This window comes from Streptomyces sp. NPDC091281, assembly GCF_044757425.1.
Lineage (GTDB): Bacteria > Actinomycetota > Actinomycetes > Streptomycetales > Streptomycetaceae > Streptomyces.
The window spans coordinates 199,147-217,696 of the sequence record NZ_JBIVUY010000014.1 but is presented as its reverse complement, the minus strand read 5'-3'; the positions used below and the strand labels follow the sequence as shown (position 1 = coordinate 217,696).

32 protein-coding genes are annotated in these 18,550 nt (G+C 69.3%); 25 read left to right on the top strand and 7 right to left on the bottom strand.

Annotation, left to right across the window (positions count from 1 at the left end; genetic code table 11):
* Positions 1 to 8 precede the first annotated feature (8 nt).
* From ACIQPQ_RS31515 to ACIQPQ_RS31415, 21 genes are all read left to right on the top strand, one after another.
* Positions 9 to 872, top strand: a complete 864-nt coding sequence (locus ACIQPQ_RS31515; RefSeq protein ID WP_401310637.1) for a hypothetical protein — start codon at positions 9 to 11, stop codon at positions 870 to 872.
* Positions 873 to 880: 8 nt separating this feature from the next.
* Positions 881 to 1,666, top strand: coding sequence for an ATP-binding protein (locus ACIQPQ_RS31510; protein ID WP_401310634.1), 786 nt, complete (start codon positions 881 to 883; stop codon positions 1,664 to 1,666).
* Positions 1,663 to 2,001, top strand: a complete 339-nt coding sequence (locus tag ACIQPQ_RS31505) for a hypothetical protein (protein ID WP_401310631.1) — start codon at positions 1,663 to 1,665, stop codon at positions 1,999 to 2,001. The genes ACIQPQ_RS31510 and ACIQPQ_RS31505 overlap by 4 nt, the downstream gene beginning before the upstream one ends.
* Complete coding sequence (locus ACIQPQ_RS31500) at positions 1,998 to 2,345, top strand: helix-turn-helix domain-containing protein (protein ID WP_401310628.1); 348 nt, start codon at positions 1,998 to 2,000, stop codon at positions 2,343 to 2,345. The genes ACIQPQ_RS31505 and ACIQPQ_RS31500 overlap by 4 nt, the downstream gene beginning before the upstream one ends.
* Positions 2,346 to 2,646: 301 nt before the next feature.
* Positions 2,647 to 3,498, top strand: coding sequence for a DNA-methyltransferase (locus ACIQPQ_RS31495; RefSeq protein WP_401310625.1), 852 nt, complete (start codon positions 2,647 to 2,649; stop codon positions 3,496 to 3,498).
* Positions 3,495 to 3,755, top strand: coding sequence for a hypothetical protein (locus ACIQPQ_RS31490; protein ID WP_401310622.1), 261 nt, complete (start codon positions 3,495 to 3,497; stop codon positions 3,753 to 3,755). The genes ACIQPQ_RS31495 and ACIQPQ_RS31490 overlap by 4 nt, the downstream gene beginning before the upstream one ends.
* Positions 3,752 to 4,834, top strand: a complete 1,083-nt coding sequence (locus ACIQPQ_RS31485) for a DNA-methyltransferase (protein ID WP_401310619.1) — start codon at positions 3,752 to 3,754, stop codon at positions 4,832 to 4,834. Before ACIQPQ_RS31490 ends, ACIQPQ_RS31485 begins: the two co-directional genes overlap by 4 nt.
* A gap of 86 nt (positions 4,835 to 4,920) precedes the next feature.
* On the top strand, positions 4,921 to 7,293 hold the full coding sequence (locus tag ACIQPQ_RS31480; RefSeq protein WP_401310617.1) for a hypothetical protein: 2,373 nt from the start codon (positions 4,921 to 4,923) through the stop codon (positions 7,291 to 7,293).
* The gene (locus ACIQPQ_RS31475) at positions 7,286 to 7,666 is read left to right on the top strand and encodes a hypothetical protein (protein WP_401310614.1); all 381 of its coding nucleotides are present in this window, start codon (positions 7,286 to 7,288) and stop codon (positions 7,664 to 7,666) included. Before ACIQPQ_RS31480 ends, ACIQPQ_RS31475 begins: the two co-directional genes overlap by 8 nt.
* 180 nt (positions 7,667 to 7,846) lie before the next feature.
* Positions 7,847 to 8,233, top strand: a complete 387-nt coding sequence (locus ACIQPQ_RS31470; RefSeq protein WP_401310611.1) for an SLOG family protein — start codon at positions 7,847 to 7,849, stop codon at positions 8,231 to 8,233.
* A 42-nt stretch (positions 8,234 to 8,275) separates the two neighbouring features.
* Positions 8,276 to 8,764, top strand: coding sequence for a hypothetical protein (locus ACIQPQ_RS31465; protein WP_401310608.1), 489 nt, complete (start codon positions 8,276 to 8,278; stop codon positions 8,762 to 8,764).
* 62 nt (positions 8,765 to 8,826) lie between these two features.
* On the top strand, positions 8,827 to 9,051 hold the full coding sequence (locus ACIQPQ_RS31460; RefSeq protein WP_401310605.1) for a hypothetical protein: 225 nt from the start codon (positions 8,827 to 8,829) through the stop codon (positions 9,049 to 9,051).
* Positions 9,052 to 9,062: 11 nt separating this feature from the next.
* On the top strand, positions 9,063 to 9,344 hold the full coding sequence (locus ACIQPQ_RS31455) for a hypothetical protein (RefSeq protein WP_401310602.1): 282 nt from the start codon (positions 9,063 to 9,065) through the stop codon (positions 9,342 to 9,344).
* Positions 9,341 to 9,580, top strand: coding sequence for a helix-turn-helix domain-containing protein (locus ACIQPQ_RS31450; RefSeq protein WP_401310599.1), 240 nt, complete (start codon positions 9,341 to 9,343; stop codon positions 9,578 to 9,580). The genes ACIQPQ_RS31455 and ACIQPQ_RS31450 overlap by 4 nt, the downstream gene beginning before the upstream one ends.
* Complete coding sequence (locus ACIQPQ_RS31445) at positions 9,577 to 9,873, top strand: hypothetical protein (RefSeq protein ID WP_401310596.1); 297 nt, start codon at positions 9,577 to 9,579, stop codon at positions 9,871 to 9,873. Before ACIQPQ_RS31450 ends, ACIQPQ_RS31445 begins: the two co-directional genes overlap by 4 nt.
* Positions 9,870 to 10,142 carry a hypothetical protein gene (locus ACIQPQ_RS31440; protein WP_401310593.1) on the top strand — a complete coding sequence of 91 codons (273 nt, stop codon included), beginning with the start codon at positions 9,870 to 9,872 and terminating at the stop codon, positions 10,140 to 10,142. Before ACIQPQ_RS31445 ends, ACIQPQ_RS31440 begins: the two co-directional genes overlap by 4 nt.
* On the top strand, positions 10,142 to 10,597 hold the full coding sequence (locus tag ACIQPQ_RS31435) for a hypothetical protein (protein ID WP_401310590.1): 456 nt from the start codon (positions 10,142 to 10,144) through the stop codon (positions 10,595 to 10,597). The genes ACIQPQ_RS31440 and ACIQPQ_RS31435 overlap by 1 nt, the downstream gene beginning before the upstream one ends.
* 128 nt (positions 10,598 to 10,725) lie before the next feature.
* Entirely contained in the window at positions 10,726 to 11,160 is a 435-nt protein-coding gene (locus ACIQPQ_RS31430; RefSeq protein WP_401310587.1) for a hypothetical protein, read from the top strand.
* A 31-nt stretch (positions 11,161 to 11,191) separates the two neighbouring features.
* Positions 11,192 to 11,416, top strand: a complete 225-nt coding sequence (locus ACIQPQ_RS31425) for a hypothetical protein (RefSeq protein WP_401310584.1) — start codon at positions 11,192 to 11,194, stop codon at positions 11,414 to 11,416.
* Positions 11,413 to 11,667, top strand: coding sequence for a helix-turn-helix transcriptional regulator (locus ACIQPQ_RS31420; RefSeq protein ID WP_401310581.1), 255 nt, complete (start codon positions 11,413 to 11,415; stop codon positions 11,665 to 11,667). The genes ACIQPQ_RS31425 and ACIQPQ_RS31420 overlap by 4 nt, the downstream gene beginning before the upstream one ends.
* Positions 11,664 to 12,155 (top strand): hypothetical protein, encoded by a 492-nt coding sequence (locus tag ACIQPQ_RS31415; protein ID WP_401310578.1) that lies wholly within the window; start codon positions 11,664 to 11,666, stop codon positions 12,153 to 12,155. The genes ACIQPQ_RS31420 and ACIQPQ_RS31415 overlap by 4 nt, the downstream gene beginning before the upstream one ends.
* A 62-nt stretch (positions 12,156 to 12,217) precedes the next feature.
* Here ACIQPQ_RS31415 and ACIQPQ_RS31410 read toward each other — a convergent pair whose 3' ends face one another.
* The 7 genes from ACIQPQ_RS31410 to ACIQPQ_RS31380 all read right to left on the bottom strand — a co-directional run bounded on the left by ACIQPQ_RS31410 (position 12,218) and on the right by ACIQPQ_RS31380 (position 17,015).
* A complete protein-coding gene (locus ACIQPQ_RS31410; protein WP_401310576.1) occupies positions 12,218 to 12,499 on the bottom strand; it encodes a hypothetical protein in 282 nt (93 codons plus the stop codon).
* A gap of 628 nt (positions 12,500 to 13,127) precedes the next feature.
* The gene (locus ACIQPQ_RS31405) at positions 13,128 to 13,619 is read right to left on the bottom strand and encodes a hypothetical protein (protein WP_401310573.1); all 492 of its coding nucleotides are present in this window, start codon (positions 13,617 to 13,619) and stop codon (positions 13,128 to 13,130) included.
* Positions 13,620 to 13,894: 275 nt separating this feature from the next.
* Positions 13,895 to 14,281, bottom strand: a complete 387-nt coding sequence (locus ACIQPQ_RS31400; protein ID WP_401310570.1) for a hypothetical protein — start codon at positions 14,279 to 14,281, stop codon at positions 13,895 to 13,897.
* A gap of 67 nt (positions 14,282 to 14,348) precedes the next feature.
* The gene (locus tag ACIQPQ_RS31395; RefSeq protein ID WP_401310567.1) at positions 14,349 to 14,600 is read right to left on the bottom strand and encodes a hypothetical protein; all 252 of its coding nucleotides are present in this window, start codon (positions 14,598 to 14,600) and stop codon (positions 14,349 to 14,351) included.
* A 620-nt stretch (positions 14,601 to 15,220) separates the two neighbouring features.
* Positions 15,221 to 15,580, bottom strand: a complete 360-nt coding sequence (locus tag ACIQPQ_RS31390) for a GIY-YIG nuclease family protein (protein WP_401310564.1) — start codon at positions 15,578 to 15,580, stop codon at positions 15,221 to 15,223.
* A gap of 141 nt (positions 15,581 to 15,721) precedes the next feature.
* Positions 15,722 to 16,483: a GntR family transcriptional regulator gene (locus ACIQPQ_RS31385; RefSeq protein WP_401310562.1), complete on the bottom strand. Its 762-nt coding sequence runs from the start codon at positions 16,481 to 16,483 to the stop codon at positions 15,722 to 15,724.
* Between the two features lies 1 nt (position 16,484).
* Complete coding sequence (locus ACIQPQ_RS31380; RefSeq protein ID WP_401310559.1) at positions 16,485 to 17,015, bottom strand: UTRA domain-containing protein; 531 nt, start codon at positions 17,013 to 17,015, stop codon at positions 16,485 to 16,487.
* A 174-nt stretch (positions 17,016 to 17,189) separates the two neighbouring features.
* Here ACIQPQ_RS31380 and ACIQPQ_RS31375 point away from each other — a divergent pair, with 174 nt between their 5' ends.
* From ACIQPQ_RS31375 to ACIQPQ_RS31360, 4 genes are all read left to right on the top strand, one after another.
* A complete protein-coding gene (locus tag ACIQPQ_RS31375; RefSeq protein WP_401310555.1) occupies positions 17,190 to 17,393 on the top strand; it encodes a helix-turn-helix domain-containing protein in 204 nt (67 codons plus the stop codon).
* Complete coding sequence (locus tag ACIQPQ_RS31370; protein WP_401310552.1) at positions 17,393 to 17,788, top strand: hypothetical protein; 396 nt, start codon at positions 17,393 to 17,395, stop codon at positions 17,786 to 17,788. The genes ACIQPQ_RS31375 and ACIQPQ_RS31370 overlap by 1 nt, the downstream gene beginning before the upstream one ends.
* Positions 17,789 to 17,868: 80 nt before the next feature.
* Entirely contained in the window at positions 17,869 to 18,042 is a 174-nt protein-coding gene (locus ACIQPQ_RS31365) for a hypothetical protein (protein ID WP_401310549.1), read from the top strand.
* Entirely contained in the window at positions 18,039 to 18,383 is a 345-nt protein-coding gene (locus tag ACIQPQ_RS31360) for a hypothetical protein (RefSeq protein ID WP_401310547.1), read from the top strand. Before ACIQPQ_RS31365 ends, ACIQPQ_RS31360 begins: the two co-directional genes overlap by 4 nt.
* Positions 18,384 to 18,550: the final 167 nt, after the last annotated feature.

Below are 18,550 nucleotides of genomic sequence, written 5' to 3'. Positions count from 1 at the left end.
AAGACACCGTGGGAATCCGCCTGATCGTCGAGGTGCTCGCCAGCGCACCCGAGGCCCTGACGCACAGGGAGAAGCTTCTCCTCGTCGTCCTGGCCGAGGACGCCAACGATGACACCCGCGTCACGTGGAACAGCGTTGAGCGGCCCGAGGTGCTCCGCGGTGCGAAGCTCAGCCGCTCGCAGCTCTACGCGGTCCTCAAGTCACTGGCCGCCAAAGGCGTTCTCGCGAAGTTGGCAGCCGGACAGAAGAACGGGACCGCCAAGTACCAGATCGCCGAGTTCCCGGAGTCTCAGCGTCCCGAAATCCCTGACACTGAGCCGCCCTCTCAGCGTCCCAGAATCCGGGACGCTGACGACGCTCAGCGTCCCGGATTTCCTGACACTGACCCGAGCGCTCAGTGTCAGGGAAACGCGGACACTGAGCCATCTCAGTGTCAGGAAATCCGGGACGTCAGTGTCCCGGAATCCGGGACCCCTACCCCTCTTAACCCCTCAACTACAACCCCTCTAGCTAGCAAGCGAGAGAGCCAGCAGCAGAACCGCGGCGACGGCATCCCGGAATCCGCACGCCCCCTCGTCGACGGGATCACAGCAGCAGGCGTCTACGTCCGCTGGCCCTTCAAAGGCAACGGCTGGTTCCCCGTACTGGCAATGATCGCCAAGAGCGGCGTGCCCGCCATGGTCGACCACGCACTCAAGGCCGCCAGCCGAACCAACGTCGAATCTGCGAACTACTTCCTCAAGGGCTGGAGCGAACTCCCTCCCATGCCCGCGCCCGGAACCGAGCGCCCACCCCTCCGTGCCGTGTCCGGCGGCTGGCGGCCCTTCCAGAACCCCGAAAACCACGACGTCTACGACGAACCCCTCATCTAGGAGCCCCTGTGCCCGACCAGTGGATTCCCCCCAGCCAGAACCGCCGAAGCCTCGACCTGGCCGCACTCGGCATCCCCTCCGGCCGCTACCCCCTGCCCGACCCCACCGACTACCTCACGAACCCCGACGGCAGCCGCGACGGCGCCGCCCGCATCGACGCCTGGCTCCACCGCGAAACTGACCTCGCCACCCTCCAGCCCGCCGAAGTCGCCTTCATCCGCCAGCACTTCCTCCGCTGCGTCGAAGAGCAACGACAGAAGAGCATCACCTACTTCACCAACAAGGTCCCCCGCCGCTACAGCACCGCCCAGCCCACTGCCATCGCCCAAGCGTGGGCGCAATCCGTCATCGCCAGCCCCGAAGAGACCCGGTCCCTGCTGATCGTCGGACCAACCGGCACCGGCAAAACCCACTACGCCTACGGAGTGCTCCGCGCCATCGCCGAAACCGGCGCACCCACCGGCTGGTCCGCCTACACCGCCGCCGACCTGTACGCCCAACTCCGGCCCCGGACAGGCCGCGACAGCGAAGCCACCTTCGAGGCGATGGCCAGCACCGACGTCCTGTTCGTCGACGACCTCGGCGCAGCCAAGCTCACCGAATGGACCGAAGAGGTCACCTACCGGCTCATCAACCACCGGTACGAGCAGTGCAGGCCCAGCATCTTCACCAGCAACGTGCCGCCCGCCCAGCTACGAGATGTCCTCGGGGAGCGGATCTCCTCCCGCCTCACCGAAATGTGCGAGCGCATCGCCCTCAAGGGCGACGACCGGCGCAAGGGGATGGCGGCATGAGTGAGCCCCTGACCTTCGCTGACGCCCGCACCCTCGCCGACCAAGGCGACATCGGCCGCTTCATCAAGCACCACATGGCCGAAGCCCGCCGCGCCGCCGCCCACCGCCGCGGCCTCGTACTCCGCTACCCCGACCTGGCCGCACAGCTCACCCGGCGACCCATCGGGTTCACGGCACCCGAGCACTGGAACGGACACATCCCGCCCGCCACCGACTGCGTCGGCGCCATGAACACGGCACGGTGCCGCCCCGCACTTCTTGCCCTCGTAGCTGAAGCGGACCGGCGCCTCCACCAGCCCGCCGAGACCGCCAGCACTCTCGAGGAGGCAGCGTGACCCGGCACTGCAACATCGGCGGCTGCACCAAGGCCGCGCGCCCTGGACGCCGCATCTGCTCCACGCACCGGCACCGGCTCGCCCGTTACGGAGACCCCCACTTCACGCAGTGGACGGTCGCCGACGAGGCCGACGTCGAACTGATCATCGCGGAGCAGCGGCCCTCGCCCGGCCTCACCCGTCTCGAACGAATCAAGGTCGGCCAGGGCCTCAGCCAGATCGGTCTTCCCGCCACCGAGATAGCCCGAATCCTCGGCGTCACCGAACGCACGGTCTACCGCTGGCGATCCAAGCCCACCCCCGCCAGCCCTGTCCGCCGCACCGAGGAAGGAGCAGCCGCGTGACCGCCCGCTGTGGGGCGTGCGGTCGACGCCTCCTTCACCCCACCGTCTCCGGCCTCGGCCCCGTATGCGCCAAGAAGCTGGCAGGAGCGGCGTCAGGCGGGCGGAAACGCCGTCCGGCGGCCCCGCGCCCGGCGACAGCCCCACAGGCCGTCACGCGGCCACACGCCGCCCCGCCCATCCCCGGCCAGACCCTGCTCCCCCTCACCGACCACCAACCCACCCTCTGGTCCCTCTAGCCCGAGGACCCGGTGTGCCCCGCCCAAACCACCCAACTCGCCCGTAACCGCCCCCGGAGGATGACTTGACCGAGTACTACGCCGACGACCAGGTCACCCTGCTCCTCGGCGACGCCACCCAACAGCTCGCCGAACTTCCCGACCAGTCCGTCTCCTGCATCGTCACCAGCCCGCCCTACTACGGCCTCCGCGACTACGGCCAGCCCGGCCAGTACGGACAAGAAGCCACCCCCACCGCCTACGCCGAACAACTCCGCCGCACCTTCCACGAAGCCCGACGCGTCCTCACCAACGACGGCACCCTCTGGCTCAACCTCGGCGACAGCTACGGCCCCGACAAGCAGCTACTGGGCACCCCCTGGCGCGTGGCATTCGCCCTGCAAACCGACGGCTGGACCCTCCGCAACCAGATCATCTGGAACAAGCCCAACGCCATGCCCGAGTCCTGCCGCGACCGCCTCTCGGGCAGGCACGAGCACCTGTTCCTGCTCACCAAGGGCACCGACTACTACTTCAACCTCGACGGCATCCGCGAGCAATACACCGGGGACCGCGCACCCTCCCGCCGCGCCCACACCACCGCCAACAAGGCCAACACCGCCACCGGCACGTGGAGCGTCGACAAGGTCGACGCCAAGGGCCGCAACCCCGGCGACGTCTGGACCATCGCCACCCGCCCCAACCCGCAGGCCCACTTTGCGACGTTCCCGATCGACCTGCCGATCCGCTGCATCACCGCCGGATGCCGTCCGGGCGGGACCGTCCTCGACCCGTTCTCCGGGTCCGGTACCACCGGCGCCGCAGCCCTCCGCCTCGGCCGCCGCTACACCGGCATCGACCTGAACCCCGACTACCACGCACTCGCTATGCGGCAGCACTTCAACCAAGGCGTCCTCGCCTTCGAGGAAACGGCATGACCGGCAGCGACATACCCGCGATGCGGCGGCAACTCCTCGAAGCCATGTACTTCACCTCCGAAGACCGCTACGTCACCGCCTGGATGCCGGGCCTCAGTCAGGCCCTCCACGAAGAGGGCGGCATCTGGGAGCTGGTCGGCCGCTCGATCGGCTGGCCAGTGGGCGAGCCCGAAGCCTGGGTCTGGAAGTCGTGGGACGAAGCCGCACGCATCTACGCCGCCCCCCGCCCACCCGCCCACGAAAGGCCCACCCCATGACCACCACGCCCCACACCTGCATCACCGTCGCCTGCAACATCCGACACCTCATCGCCGACGCCCGCCAACTCCCCCTTGCCGACGCCACCATCGACCTCGTCGTCACCTCCCCGCCCTACTGGCGCAAGCGCGACTACGGCCACCACCACCAGCTCGGCCAAGAGGCCACCCCGGCCGCCTACACCACAGCAATCCTCGACTGCCTCACCGAGTGGCGACGCGTCCTCACCCCGACCGGCAGCGTGTTCCTCAACGTCGGTGACGGCTACCGCCAGCGCGCCCTCGCCGGGATCCCCGGACGGATCGAAGCTGCCGCCGCCGACGCGGGCTGGCTACTCCGCAACCGCATCGTGTGGGCGAAGACCCGTGGCGTCCCCGACCCCGCGAAGGACCGGCTCGCTCCCCGCTACGAGTACGTCCTGCACCTCACCCCCCGCCACTACTTCTACGATCTGCCCGGCTACGCCGAGAAATACGGGCGCGGCGCGAACCCCGGCGACGTGTGGCACATCGAGCCGGAACGCAGCCTGTCCCCGCACCTGGCCCCGTTCCCCACCGAGCTGGCTCGCCGGGCGATCCTGCTGGGCTGCCCCCGCACGGTGTGCACCATGTGCGGGCACACCGCGCAGCGGATCCTCGCCCCGTCGGGCGAATTGGACCCATCTCGCCCGCAAGCCCGGCGGGCGATGGCCCTTGCTGCGGAGTCCGGGCTGACGGAGCAGCACCTGGCCGCGATCCGGGCGACAGGCATCTCGGACGCGGGCAAAGCGCAGGCGATCCAGACGGGGACGGGCCGCAACTCGTCCGAGGTGCAGCGCCTTGCCGCGGAAGCCAAGCAGGCGCTGGGCGGCTACTTCCGCGAGTTCACGTTCGGCCCGCGCCGCACAGTCGGCTGGACGGACTGCGGCCACGAGTCACCACGGCGTGGGCGGGTGCTGGATCCGTTCTCCGGTTCCGGCAGCACGGGTGTCGCCGCATCCGTAACCGGATGCGACTACATCGGCGCCGATCTCGACCCGGCGTGTCACCGGATCGCCGCCGGCCGTCTGCGGCAGCAGCCGCTGCTCGCCGCGGGGTGATGCCCCGGTTACAGCCCCGCACGCAGGCCGGCCGCCCCGCGGGAATCGGGGCGGCCGGTACCCCACCGTATCGAGAGGAACCGATGATGACCCAGCCCACCAAGCCCACACAGCCCGAGCCCGACGAGCACGGACCCGAGACGGCGCGTGCCCTGCTGTACCGGCATGGCCTGCCGGAGGACGTCATCGACGGCGCGCTCGCCCTGCACGCCCACCAGCTCGCCCAGGAGATTCGCGCGGAGACCCGGCGCGCGAAGGCCGACGGTGTCCTGGAGCCGGAACTTTTCCGGCCGTGCCGTGACGCGGCGAACCAGATCGACCCGTTGCGGGACGAGTTCGACGTCGACCCGGACGAGGCCGCCGTTCGCCCGCCCGTCACCCAGCCCGACGGGCGCCGCGACCGGTACGCGGCAGCCATCCGCGAGAACGCCGGATGGGTCCTTGACGATGGCCAGCACATGGTCGACGCGGTGATGGCCGTGGCGGACGCCGAGCAGGCCGAACTGCGCGCCCGCGTCCTCGACTACGAGAACCGGATCACCTGGCACACCGCCTGCGCCTCGTGCGCTCGCGTCCTGGACTCCAGCATCCGTGACACCGAGGAAGCGGACACGCGCCGTGTCGCCCTGTCCGGGGCACTGGGGCTGGGGTCGGGCGCGTCGTGGGAGGCGGTGCTGGAGCGGGTAGCCGAGCTGGCGGAGGTGTGTGCTGCTGTCCCGCCGCTGCCCGCGTCCCGGCCCGCGCCGTCCGCCGTGCTCCGTAGCTTCGTGCTATGGCTCGACGCGTCCGACGGGTCGGTGCCCTCGCACGATGGCGTCGTGTGGCCGGACGGGGCGGTGACGCTGCACCACCGGCACTTCGGCCTCACGACCACGCATCCGGACGTGGAGACGGCGGTGCGGCTGGCGCATGGGGGGCAGGGGCGTGTCGTGTGGCCCGAGCCGCCCACGCCCGCGTCCCGGCCCGCGCCAACCCCCGCTCTGGCGGCGCTGCGTGAGCAGATGCTGGACGCGCTGGACTTCTCGTACTGCGCCAGCCTGAACGACCACGACACGCCGGAAGCCCTCCTCGCCGCCTACGACGCCGCCTTTGAGGCCGACCTGCACGGTAAGGGTGGACCCAAAGTCGACTCAAAGACGGCCGCGTCCCGGCCCGCGCTCCGCGAGGAGATCGCCGCGGCATTGGCCCGTGAGGGCGGCCACGACTGGGGGCCCGGCAAGAGCAGCCTGCCCAGCGGCGTCATCGAGCGGTACCACCGCCTCGCCGACGCGCTGCTCGCCGGGCACGACAACCCGGCCGCCGAGTGCCCGGAGTGCGGCAGCACCGGCGCCTGCAACGGCGGCCCTTGCCCGCTGCACCCCGTCGCGCCGTCCGGCAGCCCGGCCGCCGAGGCCGATCGACTGCGGAAAGAGCATGAAACCTGGCGCAAGCTCGGGCGGCGAAACCTGAGGGCTGCACATGAGGAGAACGCCCGCCTGCGTGCCGAGCTGCGCCGCACGGCCGACCACCCCGCCGTCGCGCCGTCCGGCAGCCCGGCCGCCATCCGGGCCGCCGTGCTCCGGGAAGCCGGGGACACCCTGGAGAAGGCGGCCGACGAGCACGAGGACTACTACGTTCCGCAGGGCCTGTACGAAGCCGCCATCAGGCTGCGCCGCATGGCCGACGAGGCGCAGCCCGCCGCCCCGGAGACACCCGCCGAGGAGAACGGCGACCCGGCGTCCTGCCCCGGCTACGAGACGAGCCCGAACCCGTGCCGCTGCCCCTGCGACGGATGCGGGCACCACTGCTCCGCCCACAACCCGGACGGGCAGGCGCAGCCCGCGAGCCTTGAAATCGGGGCGGCAGATTTCAAGGCTGCGGCGCCAACCTTGAACTCGGAGAACACCTCACCGCTGGTTCAGGTCGGCTGGTGGTGCTGGCGCGGCACGAACGGCCACCTCGCCACCACCCCCTGCCGCAGCGACAACGTGCCCCTCCACGCCCCGGCGGAGTGGGCGGACGACATGCGGGCCGCCATCGCACACCTCGAAGACGAAGAGCAGCCCGCCGAGTTGACCGAGCCGGACAACCCCACCGCGTGGGCGCTCGCCCAGCACATCGGCGACCACCCCATCTCCACCGTCCAAGCCGCTTTCCGCTACCTCGGCATGGCACTCACCCTCAAGGTCCAGGACGAGCCGGACGCCGCGCCTGTGCATGTGGGTGGGCGGGCGAACGCGGAAACCTGCCCCGCCTGCCGCGAGCGCAGCAACCCGCCCTACCCGTTCCTGTGCCCCGCCGAACCCGGCACCCCGGCGCTCGGTGCCGCCGAGATCGAGACCCGGCCCGACCTGAACGTCACTCCGCTCGCCGGAGACGCGCTCGACGCAGACACCGTCGTAGAGCCGCCCGACACCTGCCGCACCGAGGAGCGGGGCGACGGCGGGCGCGGCGAGACACAGGAGGACGGCCGTGGCTGACCTGGAGCAGACGGAGTACCTGTACGAGCCGTGGGACGCCAACTGGGACGACGGCCCCCTCGGCAACTACCGGATCCGCAAGCACCCGATCACGAGGAAGACACCCAAGCGGATCTACTTCAAGCGCGACGGACGCCGACTCGCCTTCGTCGACCGCGTGCGGATCGAGGCGGACGGCGAGATCTTCTACCGGCCCATCGCCCGGACGCTGTACCTCGTCCCGCCAAAACTCCCCGGCAAGGCGAAGCCGTCCCTGCCCGAGCTGCGGAAGGCGATGGCGGACGCGCACCCCGACCGAGGCGGCAGCACCGCCGAGTTCATCGCCGCCCGGAAGCGGTACGAAGCCGCGAAGGGCACCGCGCCCGCCCCGTGATGTGTGTGGCGGGTCTGCCCCGGCCCGCCACACACCCCCGCCACACCGCCACACGGGGCCACAGGCAGCCGCAGACCCGGCCGACGCACCCGAGCCGCCCGGCACCCAAGTTCGGGCGCCACGCGGGCGCACACGCCCTCGACCGAACGGACCACAGTGACCAACACATACAGGATCTTGGTGACAGGCTCACGCGACTGGACCGACCAACAGGCCATCGCCGAAGCCCTTGCCGACGCCGTCCACTCCATCCCTGTCGACCAAGAGACCGTCCTTGTCAGCGGCGCCTGCCCTCGCGGAGCCGACGCCCTCGCCGAACAGTGGGCGCGCCGCTACGGGCTCACCATCGAACGCCACCGCGCCGAGGACTTCGGACCGTGGCCCGCCTGCGGACCGATCCGTAACAAGCACATGGTCCAACTCGGCGCCGACCTCTGCATCGCTTTCATCGGACCCTGCACCAGCAGTCGCTGCCACAGGCCCCGCCCGCACCCCAGCCACGGGGCGAGCCACTGCGCCCGCCTCGCCGAGGCCGCAGGCATCCCCGTCCGCCGCATCACCACCTGACCGGCACACACGGCCTCCACCAACCCCAGCAAGGAGAACCCCATGAGCACCCAGCCCCGCCGCTTCCACCTCCAAAGGACCGTGGACATCACCGGCGTCTCCGGCACCGGCCGCGTCGCCGACGGCATCCTTTGGACCGACAGCACCGCGTCCGTCCGCTGGCTCGGCGACCGCCCCTCCACCGTCCACTGGGACACCCTCGACGACGCCCTCCACGTCCACGGACACGGCGGCCACACCCGCATCGTCTGGGACGACCCCGAGCAGCCCGCGCCCGACATGGACTGCCCGCACTGCCCCGACGGCCACACCCTGCCCACCAGCGGCTCGCAGCCCTGGAGCGCCTGGGTCGCCGCCGACCGGGACGGGGACGGGCAGCCCACCCATCTGATCGTCGCCCGCTCGGCCGGGGCGCACGTCGCCGAGTCCGACGCCGACTGGGTCCGCCTCCAGCTCAACGGGCCCGACAACCCGCTCCCGGCCGCACCGCCGCGGCAGACCACGTACAGCCGCCGCAACCGCGGCGCCTGACCGTCACCCCGTCCGTCTGGGCCCGGCCTGTGGCGAGGCCGGGCCCCAACCCGAGGACCACCATGGCCCCCACCGACGAACTCCGCACCGCCGCCAAGAAGTTGCGCAGCGGCGCGCTCGTCATCCACATCGACTACGACCTACCGATCGCCGCCCTCCTTGATGGCGTCCTGTCCTCCGCCCGCGAGGCCGACCACGAGGAATGCCAGCGCTGGTGCAGCCCGGACACCTGCGACATGGCCGCCGCCCTCGCCGTCGCCCGCCAGATCAACGGGACCGCCCGGTGACCGGCTGGCGGGTGGCAGGGCACACCCTCACCACCACCACGGCCGCACTCGCGGTTGCCCTCCCGTACACCGCCAGCACGGGCGGACCGGCTGCCGCGATCGCCGTCGCCGCCGGGGCCGCGCACCTCGCCGTCCTGGCCGCCGGCTGCTACCGGGCCGACCACCGACAGCGCGCCACCACGCAACGCCTCGCACGCCTCCGCGCCCTGGAGCCCCCGCCGCCGAGCGGCCTCACCCGGCAGGAGCGGCAGGCCCTCGCCCTCATCGCACACCACCTCAAGGAGACAGCGTGAGCACCTACCGACTCGACGTGCCCGAACTGCACCGCCGCCTCGACGCCAAGCGCCGGGCGCAAGGGCTCACCTGGCGCCAGGTCGCCGACCGGCTCGACCTGTCCTCGTCCACCCTCTCCCGGATCGGTGACGGCCACCGCCCCGACGCAGACGCCCTCGTGACGCTCCTTGTGTGGCTCGACCTGGACACCGACCTCGCCATCATGATCAAACCGAAGGAGGGCGCCGCCCCATGAGCTGCCACCCCATCCCCGAGAACGCTGGCCACTGGTGGCTCTGCACCGGCAAATGGCGGGTCCTCCACGCCATCCCCGCCGCCCGGATCAGCCGCGACCAGATGCGCGACAGCATCGACACCAACGAGCCGATACCCGCCCGCGCCGCCTGCGGACTCCGACGCCGCTGGTGGATGCCCAGCATCGGCTCCCGCCTCGGACTCCGCCGCTGCACCCCCTGCTGCCGCGCCCTCGACATCCCGGCAGGCCACGGCACACCCGCCAACGAGAACTACCGCAAGGAGACAGCATGAACCTCACCGACGCCCGGGTCCGCACCATCCTCCGCCCCCACCGCGACGGCGGCCCCATCAGCCGCCTCTACGCCACCGGCGAGATCGGCCCCGGACTCCACACCGCGCTCACCCACCTCGCCGCCACCCTCTACGCCGACGACCGCGACGAGGACTGCCAGCAGATCCAGGACGTGCTCCGGTACGTCCGGGCTGTCGGCGGACGACCGCCCGTCAACGGCTGGCTCAACCGCACCACCACCGACGACCTCCCCCACGGGGAGCAGTAATGACCCAGATGATCCGCGCGCCGTTCACCTCGGAGCAGGTGACCGTGCTCAACCTGTTCCAAGAGCGGGGAGACATGCACCCCTTCACCTGCGGCAGTGACCGTCACGACCAGAGCCCGCCGTTGGACGCGACGCACTCCGGATGGATCTGCCCGGACCCGGCCTGCGAGTACACGCAGGACTGGGCGCACGCGTTCATGGCCGACCCCGAAGCGTGGCCCGCACCGATCCGGTCCGTCTCCCCGGCGCCACATGATGACGCGGTGATCAGCATCCCCCTGTCCGCGCTCGACGGGCTGATCACCGTCGCCCGGTGGGTCAGCCGCGGCCAGTCCTACGCCCACACCCCCGACCCCGCCATCGCCGACACCTACCCCGACGCGGCAGCCCGACAGGCACTCGGCGCCCTCGACGACGCTGGGCTCCTCAACCCGCCGAAGCGGACCCAGCCGTGACCGGGCGTCCGCCGCTTCGCTGGCAGCCCGACGACCAATCCGCGGCCATCCTCGCCGCCTACCGTGTTCGGACAGGTGAACCTCGCCGACGTCGGACCGAACCTGCCCACGATGAAGGGGAACTGACCATGATCAACAGTTGGCGTTGCCCCGGCTGCCGCGATGAGGTCATCCTGACTCGGACTCAGCGGCTGCGCGCCCACGACGATCCCCGCACTGGTGAAGCCTGCCCCGGCAAGGGGTACTGCATCGACGAACCAGAGTATCCGCAGCTCATCAAGTTGTGGGGCTGGGAGACCGGCCAGCGCCTGATGGACCAGCAGAACCCGACGGGCTGGGTCTCTCCGACGAAGAGCGGCCCACACCCGATCGGCGCGCTCCAGGGCCTGATCATGGCGGCGTACCCCATCGCGGGCTCCTTCGGCTACGCCGCCGGAAAGGGCATCACGTTCTGCGTCAGCCGCTGGTGGTACTACGCCGCGTCGGACGGCCACGTCGGAGAGAAGTACCGCCTCCGCTCGGACGCCGCCGATGCCCTCCACGAGTACATGAAGGGGAAGTGACCATGGCCGACGAGCAGCATGAGAGGCGTGTGTGAACGGCTTCCCCCGCACCCGTTCCGCCGAGGGCGGCGGGTACGTGCTAGGCGAACTCCGCCTGACCGACATGTCCGAGGCGTGGATCAGCGGACAGCCCACCAGCCGCACCCGCGAACCCCTCCCGTCGATCCTCCGCCGCGCCCTCCGCCTCCTCGCCCAAGCCGACGGCATCCTCAACGGGCGGGGGCAAATCAGCACCCACCGGAGAACCCGCCCATGAGAAACCCCGGCACCCTAGGACAGCCCCTCACCTCTGGCCAGATCGCCGCACTCCGCCTCGCCGCAGACGGCTACACCAGCCGCCAGATCGCCGCCCGGCTCTCCACCACCGAGCAAGGCATCCACCAGCGGCTCAAAGACGCCACCCGCCGCCTCGGCGCCCGATCCCGAACCCACGCCGTCATCCTCGCCCTCCAGCAAGGCGCCATCCACCTCAACGAACTCGACAGCAGCGACAGGGGCGCCGCATGACCAGCACCAGCCACATCCTCGAACAGATCGACGGAGCCCTCGAGGACTGGACCGTCAGCGAAGACGCCATGCGCAGCCAGCCGCCACGCGAGGAAGGGAGCAGCGGAATCCCCTTCCAGGGATTCACCCCCGCTCTCTACATCGAGGACGAGGCGGGGGAGTGGCAGGAAGTCGGTAGGGTCTCCAGCAGTGCGCTCCACTTCGAACCGCCTGAGATTGACCCCGAGTTCGCACGCACTTGGGCCCGGTTCCGCGAGAGCGTTCACCAAGCGCAGATCGCTCGAGCACGCCAAGCCAGCGAACTCTTCGAAGTGATCGCGGAGACGCTTCGCCGGATGGCGCCCGCCGTGGAAGAAGACGTCCGCGCTGTCGACGCAGTAATGCAGGCAGCGCAGAAGGCGGGACTCTGCGACGACCGCGGCAAGCCCCTACGGCCTCGCGACCGGCCCGCCTGGCAGTCCCCCTACGGGCCGCCCAGACGGCGGTGAACCCGCCGGCACAGTGAAGCGCCCCGCGACCACTACGGCCGCGGGGCGCTCTGCCGTAGGGCTCAGGGCACCCACTTCTCCGAGCAGGCGACACAGATCCGCTTCGACTCCCACTCCGCCCGCCGCCGCGCCACATCCTCAGCCATCTGGCGCACCACCCAGCCCCAGACGCCGGCCGCAGCAACTGCCCCGAGGCCGATCAGGAACGCGCCGGAGATGACCGCAGCTATGCCGAGAAGACCCACCATCAGTGGGGCGCCCAACGACGGGGCCGCGACGGAAGGCGGTGCGATGTCCTTCCGGGCCGGCGCACCCGGAGCCAGCGACGAGTAGTAGAGCGACATGAGCTGAACGTTCGAAGATCCACACTTGGGGCTCGGGCAGTTCACGGCAACCTCACGCGTGCGGCAACAGGCAGGGCCAGCAGCCTCACGCCCAACCCGGCACCTCGGCAACCAGGTCGAGGCGAGTGTGGCCGGGGCCACAAACCGACAACCCCACCAGCATCCAGCGCAACGGGGGAGAAGCCGCGGTGAGCGGACGGTCACCCAGACATGACGAAGCCCCGCGCAGGGCGGGGCATTACATCACTTGACGTGATGTCGGCTCTTCGGCCGTACAGTCAGTCGGTCTGCCTCGGGTGACCTGTCTTGGCGAGGGTCACCCAGCAGGTGGAACCGTTCTGGTCGTGGAGATACCAGACTCGGCCGCCTCCAGTGACCTCGATCTGCCACTGGGGGTAGGTCTTGCCGTTACGCACGCCTGTGGCGAGGTCGTGCTTGAGGGGATGGTGGCGCTTATTGTGTACTGCGGGGGCTGGGGCCGTGCGCATCAATATCCAGGCGTCCAGGGTGGGGCCCGGTGCCTGGTTCGTCAGCTCGTGCCAGCCTTCGGCGGCTTGACGGTTGGCGAACTTGATGTGGTACTCGCCCTTCGCGGGCGGGGGCGGAACTGGATCACCTCGACCTAGGGTCACTCACTGGCTACTTTCGGTACTGGCACATCGCCATGATCAGCATCGCCGTGATCGGCGGTGAGGGCAGCGTACAGCTCCGGATCGGCGTAGATCTCCGCCGTATGCTTCCACTCCGTGATGATCTGCGTGATGGGCTCGATCGTGCCCAGATCGGAGCTGGCCCGCAGAGTCTCCACGAACTCGACGAGGAACTCCCGCATCGCAGCAGGCGGCAGGAACCGTACCCAGGGGAACGCCTCCGGGAATGCCTGTGCCAGTAGGTCGATGGACGACGGGCCTTCTCTGAGCAAGGCGACGAACATGCGTGTCGTCGTGTCGAGTACCTCCACGACCTGGTCCGCGCGTGCTGCGGTTGTCAGGTACAGATCTTCGGCGTCGCGGCGGTGGAGGCGTAGTCCTTTGCGTGCATTTACGTGCAAGCGGGCGACGGTGTCCAGGGGCTTGTTGAGAAGCTCCGAGAAGTTCGCTTCAGCAGGCACGGTAGTCATGACTTTGAAGGTACTTTCAAAGTGGCATGTTGTCCAACGTTGATTAAAAGCGATCAGAAGTGTTCACGGCTGCATAGCGCCTACACGATGTGCTTCCGCTCCGGAACAGATAGTGACTGTGTGCTTGCCCACACCTAGATCCACACCACTCGACAACCATCCACCCAAAGAACTCATACCACCCCAAAACAAGACCACTGGTCGCCAGCGGCGCAAACGGGTAGAGCCAAAAGAGTGAACTGAACCCCACACCAACCGCCCACAACAACCCCAAGTCACACCAGCCGGACGAACACCCGCTCCCCGTTGTGGAAGAACACCGTCACCCCCGCGGACCGCCGACCCCGCACCGACCACACCTCGACCCGCGCCACCACGCTGGCCTCCGCCGCGCCGATCACCCCACCCAGCCACGCATCCGGCGCGCCCGACACCGACGCCGCCGTGTACACGGCAGGCTCACCATGGACCGGAGCCGTCGGCGTGTCGTGCTTCGCGCCGTCCGCCAGCTGCCCGATCACCTGCCACACCTGCTCCCTCCCCGCCACCATCGCGGACAGCGCATACGGGAGCGGGCCACCCTCCACCACCGCCACACGCTGGACGTCCGGCGAGTCCTTCAGCAGCGCGACCAGATGGTCGCGAAACGCTTCGGGACGCATGAGACCCCTCCTCAAGGTAGTTGGAAACGACGCGGGCCCCACCGAGCGGTGGGGCCCGCCATGCACGCTACGGGCGCGACGTCACAAACGGCGGCGGCAGACCCGGAAGATCCACGCCGAACGCCTGAGCCAGCAGATAGCGGGCCACCGTGTCACGCTCAAACTCCGGCCGCCCCTCCGGCAGCGCCAACGCCAGCTCCCCATCGACGCGTTCCACCACCGCCCCAAAGAACGACCGGTCCGCGATCGAACTCACGAAGAGTTCCACCTCCAGGCCAGCCAGCAACTCGGCGAGCGGAGTATCCAGGATCTCGTCCACCGACGGACGACGCGGACCCGGGCAGGCTAAAGTCATGACAGACCTCATTCTCTCAGGGATGGGTTGATTGATCGCGAGTGGCGACTCGCGGTACTTCGGCCGGACGGTGGCGACCGTCCGGCCGTTCGCGTTCCAGGAACCTAGCCTGCCCCACGGGCCAAGCGGGCGGTATCCGGCAACGCACCTATGGGTGCGTTAGGGTGGCTGACCTGCGAAAACACAGGTCAGCGGCGGTGGTCGATCAACGCGCTAACAGTCACCCCTGACTCCCCTCGTAGACCCGCAGGTGGACAAGCCGCAGTAAGCACGGCCGGAACTCGCCGCTACGCACGAACGTAGAACAGAAGACACCGCACCCGCTCGGGGGGTCTGCAATCCGCAGCCTCGCGCAGGACGCGGACCCGACGGAAGAGCGGCATGTCCCGAGATCAAAGACGGAACAAGGGTGGGATGAGGTGACGCGTTCGCTTGCGCTTAGAGCGAGGTGCTGGTCCGTGGTCTGGATTGGCCAGGCCTTCACAGCGTCTGGCAGTCCGCATTCGTGCAGCCTGGCTTGCCGAGACAGGTGCTACGGCCAGAACGGGGCGCCAGATCTGGTAGTGGCTATTGGAACTGGTCGCCTAGTCGGCTTCGTCGAACCAGGATCGATACACCCACTCGGGGATCGCCTCCCTGTGGGCGGGCTGGACTCTTCCCTCGCGCCTGGCGTCTTCGTTCTGCAGCTCCCGGCGGCGCGTGCCGTTGAAGGTGCGGTTGTACTTCGGATGCTGCTCTTCGACCTCGATCTTCTCGACGCGTTCGGCGCTCTTGCGGGTCTCGAACCACTCGATGGCCTTGCGGGCAACCTCGGGCCACCAGTGCTTGTCGCGGGCGTGTCTTCCCCAGCGAGTCTTCGGGTTGCTGGTGATGCCGACATACAGAAGACGATCGTCGGCGTCGTAGAGGCGGTAGAGCGCGGTGCGCTCGGCGGGTTCAGGCATGCCACTCCTCACGGCGCGTGTGGCCTCGGCCACTCTCACGTCTCAGAACCGTAAGGCTTAATCCTCTAGGTATCAAGCGGGCGGAGAGGGTGCGCAAAACCCCCGACAGGGCCGGGGGTTGGCGGTAGAGCAGGCATCGAACTACGGGCAGTCGATGCTGTAGGCCATCTTGAAGCGGTGGGCCGGCTTCGTCAGTAGCGAAACCTCGATCGGCCTCTGGCCGTCGCTGTAGACGATCCGGAAAACCTCGATCACCGGAACATCGCGCGGGATCTCCAGGTGCACGTACTCCTCGGTGGTCGCTGGACGCGCGCCCAGTACATCGTCCTGAGACCGAGTCGGGTAACCCAGGTCCTCGAGGAGGCGTGGTGAGCCGCCCGGAATGAGGCGCCGCTGCTCCAGCCGCGTACCGCGGGCCAGCTCGACGGGGTAGTAGGAGTGCACCAGTTCTGCTGGCTTGCCGTCCAGGTAGCCGACGCGGGAGCGGAGCACCGCTGTCCCGCTCTCATCCAGGCCGAGAGCGTTTCGGACCTGCCTAGGTGGTCGCACTTCCGCGACAGACAAGATCTGGTACTTGCTGCTCTGTTGATTCTTCGTGGCTTCGGTCAGCCAGCGGTAGGGCTGCCCTGGCTCGGATGGTGCCAAGCTGTGGGCTGGCGCGATGGCTTGCGCCCCCTCGTCGCGGACGAAGACCCCAACGCCAGTACGCCCTACGAGGAGGCCTTCATCCTTGAGGATCTTTGTGGCGCGCTGGATCGTGACGTTCGTCGTGTCGTGCTGCTTGCACAGTTGCTCGGTGGTGGGAAGCGGCGCCCCAGGCTCCAGGTCGCCATCCATGATCAGTTTTCTGATTTCGGCGGCGATGCGCTCCCCAAGGGGGCGCCCGTCCTTGTGTTCGGCCATGTCAGTCGACCTCGAACTCGTAGTGGAGGCGGCGAGGCGCCTTCATGACCATGTGTTGCACTTCGATGGGGCTCCCGTCTGCGGTGACTGTCGTGCGGAGCAAGCTGAGGACGGTCGAGCCTGCGGCAACTGACAAAGCCTCAGCTTCCTGCTGGCTGGCCGCTCGGAGGTCTAGGTCCTCTGCGACGTAGTGCGCCCTGTGGCCGAGCGCCGCCAGCGCTGTCGGGGCACCGCCCTTGATCTTGCGCGCGTCGGCAAGCGCCGTGCCGCGAGCTATGGCCGTCGGGTAGTACGAGTCGGCGAGTTCGATCACATCCCCGTCTAGCAAGATGACGCGGCGCCGGGTGACAGCAGGCTCGCCGGGGGAGAGGCGAAGTGCCTCCGCTACGGGCAGGGGCGGAGGTGCTTCCGCCACTGCGGTGAGCCGCTGTCCTCCTCGCTGCCCGGTTTCGCTGGTCCAGGCGTCGGCGTGTGCGGGCTGCTGCGGCTTTACGTAGGCGAGCGAGTCTGACTGCCGTTGCATATCGGCCATCTCTGGCGCCTCCTCTCCGGGTGCGTGCGGCGCTGCTGACCTCCCCACCTTATGCCCTTGATGCTTACGCCTGCCGGGTGGTGGCTGGCCAGATTTGGGCCGCAAGGCTTGCTACCTAGATACGTAAGCTATTAACTTCTGCTGACAGATGCGAAGCACTCATTCGGAGGCGCAATGCTGCGAGTTCGTGACGTCGCGACGCACTTCCGAGTGCATCCCGCGACCGTCTACAGATGGATTCACCAGGGCTTTCTTCCCGCCTACAGGAACGGTCGGCCGTACACGCCGGGCGACAAGGCGGCGGGTGCCCTGCGGATACCTGAGTCCGTCCTGAATTCGACGGACCTACCCGCCGTACCCACTGAGGAGGTGGCCTGATGGCCACGGCAACCCGCCCCGTCACCCCCGTCGCCTCGCGCTCGTCGAACGCCCGTATCTCCCGGCTCCGTGAGTCGATCGCCCGTCGCGCGTTGACGGTGATGGGTGTCCCGGTGGACGCTTGCATCCTCGACGTGCAGCGTGTCGGTACCGTGTTCATCGTCGCGTCGGAGGAGCCCGGCAACCGTTGGTCGCGCTACCACGTGGACGCCTTCCGTATCCCGACTGCGGACGACACGGACCCCGAGTGCGACGAGGGCATGGCCCCGAAGGTGTGGGGTGTCCTCGCGGGGTGGGGCGGCGACGACCTCGACGGCGTTCCGGCTCTGCTGGCGAAGGCCCGCGTCTACGCGGACAGCGTGCAGGACTTGACCGGTCCGGCGGTGAGGGCGTGACCGCCCCGACGGCTCCACTTCCGCCTGCTGCCGCCGAGGCTCTGGCGTCTCTCCTGCCGCAGTTTCCGTTGGTGCGGGCGGTGTCGGTGCACGAGTCGGCGGCGCTGCACGCGGCGGAGCTGGCGGCCCGCGCCGAGGCCGGCACCCTCTCGGCGCTGGACGCGCGGAGCCTCGCGCACGCCGAGGACTTGATGGCGTGGGCGCGGGAAGTCCTCACCGAGGCGGGCCAGCTGCGGCTGATCGGCGGCGCGTGATGGAGGTGCCGAACTCGTCGAAGTTGCGTTGGCAGCGTGATGCGCTTGCCGCGCTCAACACCCTGCTGTCACTGGATGGCATGCCGGTCGTGTCGTGGACAATCCCGATCTCGGGCGCCCTGGTGGGCGACGTTGACACGCTGACATCGACGCCGACTGAGCAGCGACAAGTGTTCGCCTCGTGGGCCCGCCAGCTGAACGCGAAGACCGTCCCGGAGCGCACCGACTCCGATGGTGTGGTCCACCTGTATGGCACGTTTCGGCTGGCCGTGGGCTACGGCGTGGGCGGGGCAATCCGGGCCGCGATCTACCCGCCGATGGAAGTCGAGGGTGGCGTGTGATGGCCGAGGATCACGCTCGGGCGAAGGAGCCGTTGCCGCAGCGTCCCCGCGGCCCGCACCCCTACCCGCAGGCCGGTGCGCGGTGAGTCCGGCGGAGCAGGGGCCGCGCGCCAAGTCCCTGGCCGCACAGGCCCGGCAGAGCATGGAGGCGGCGAAGGTGGCTGCTG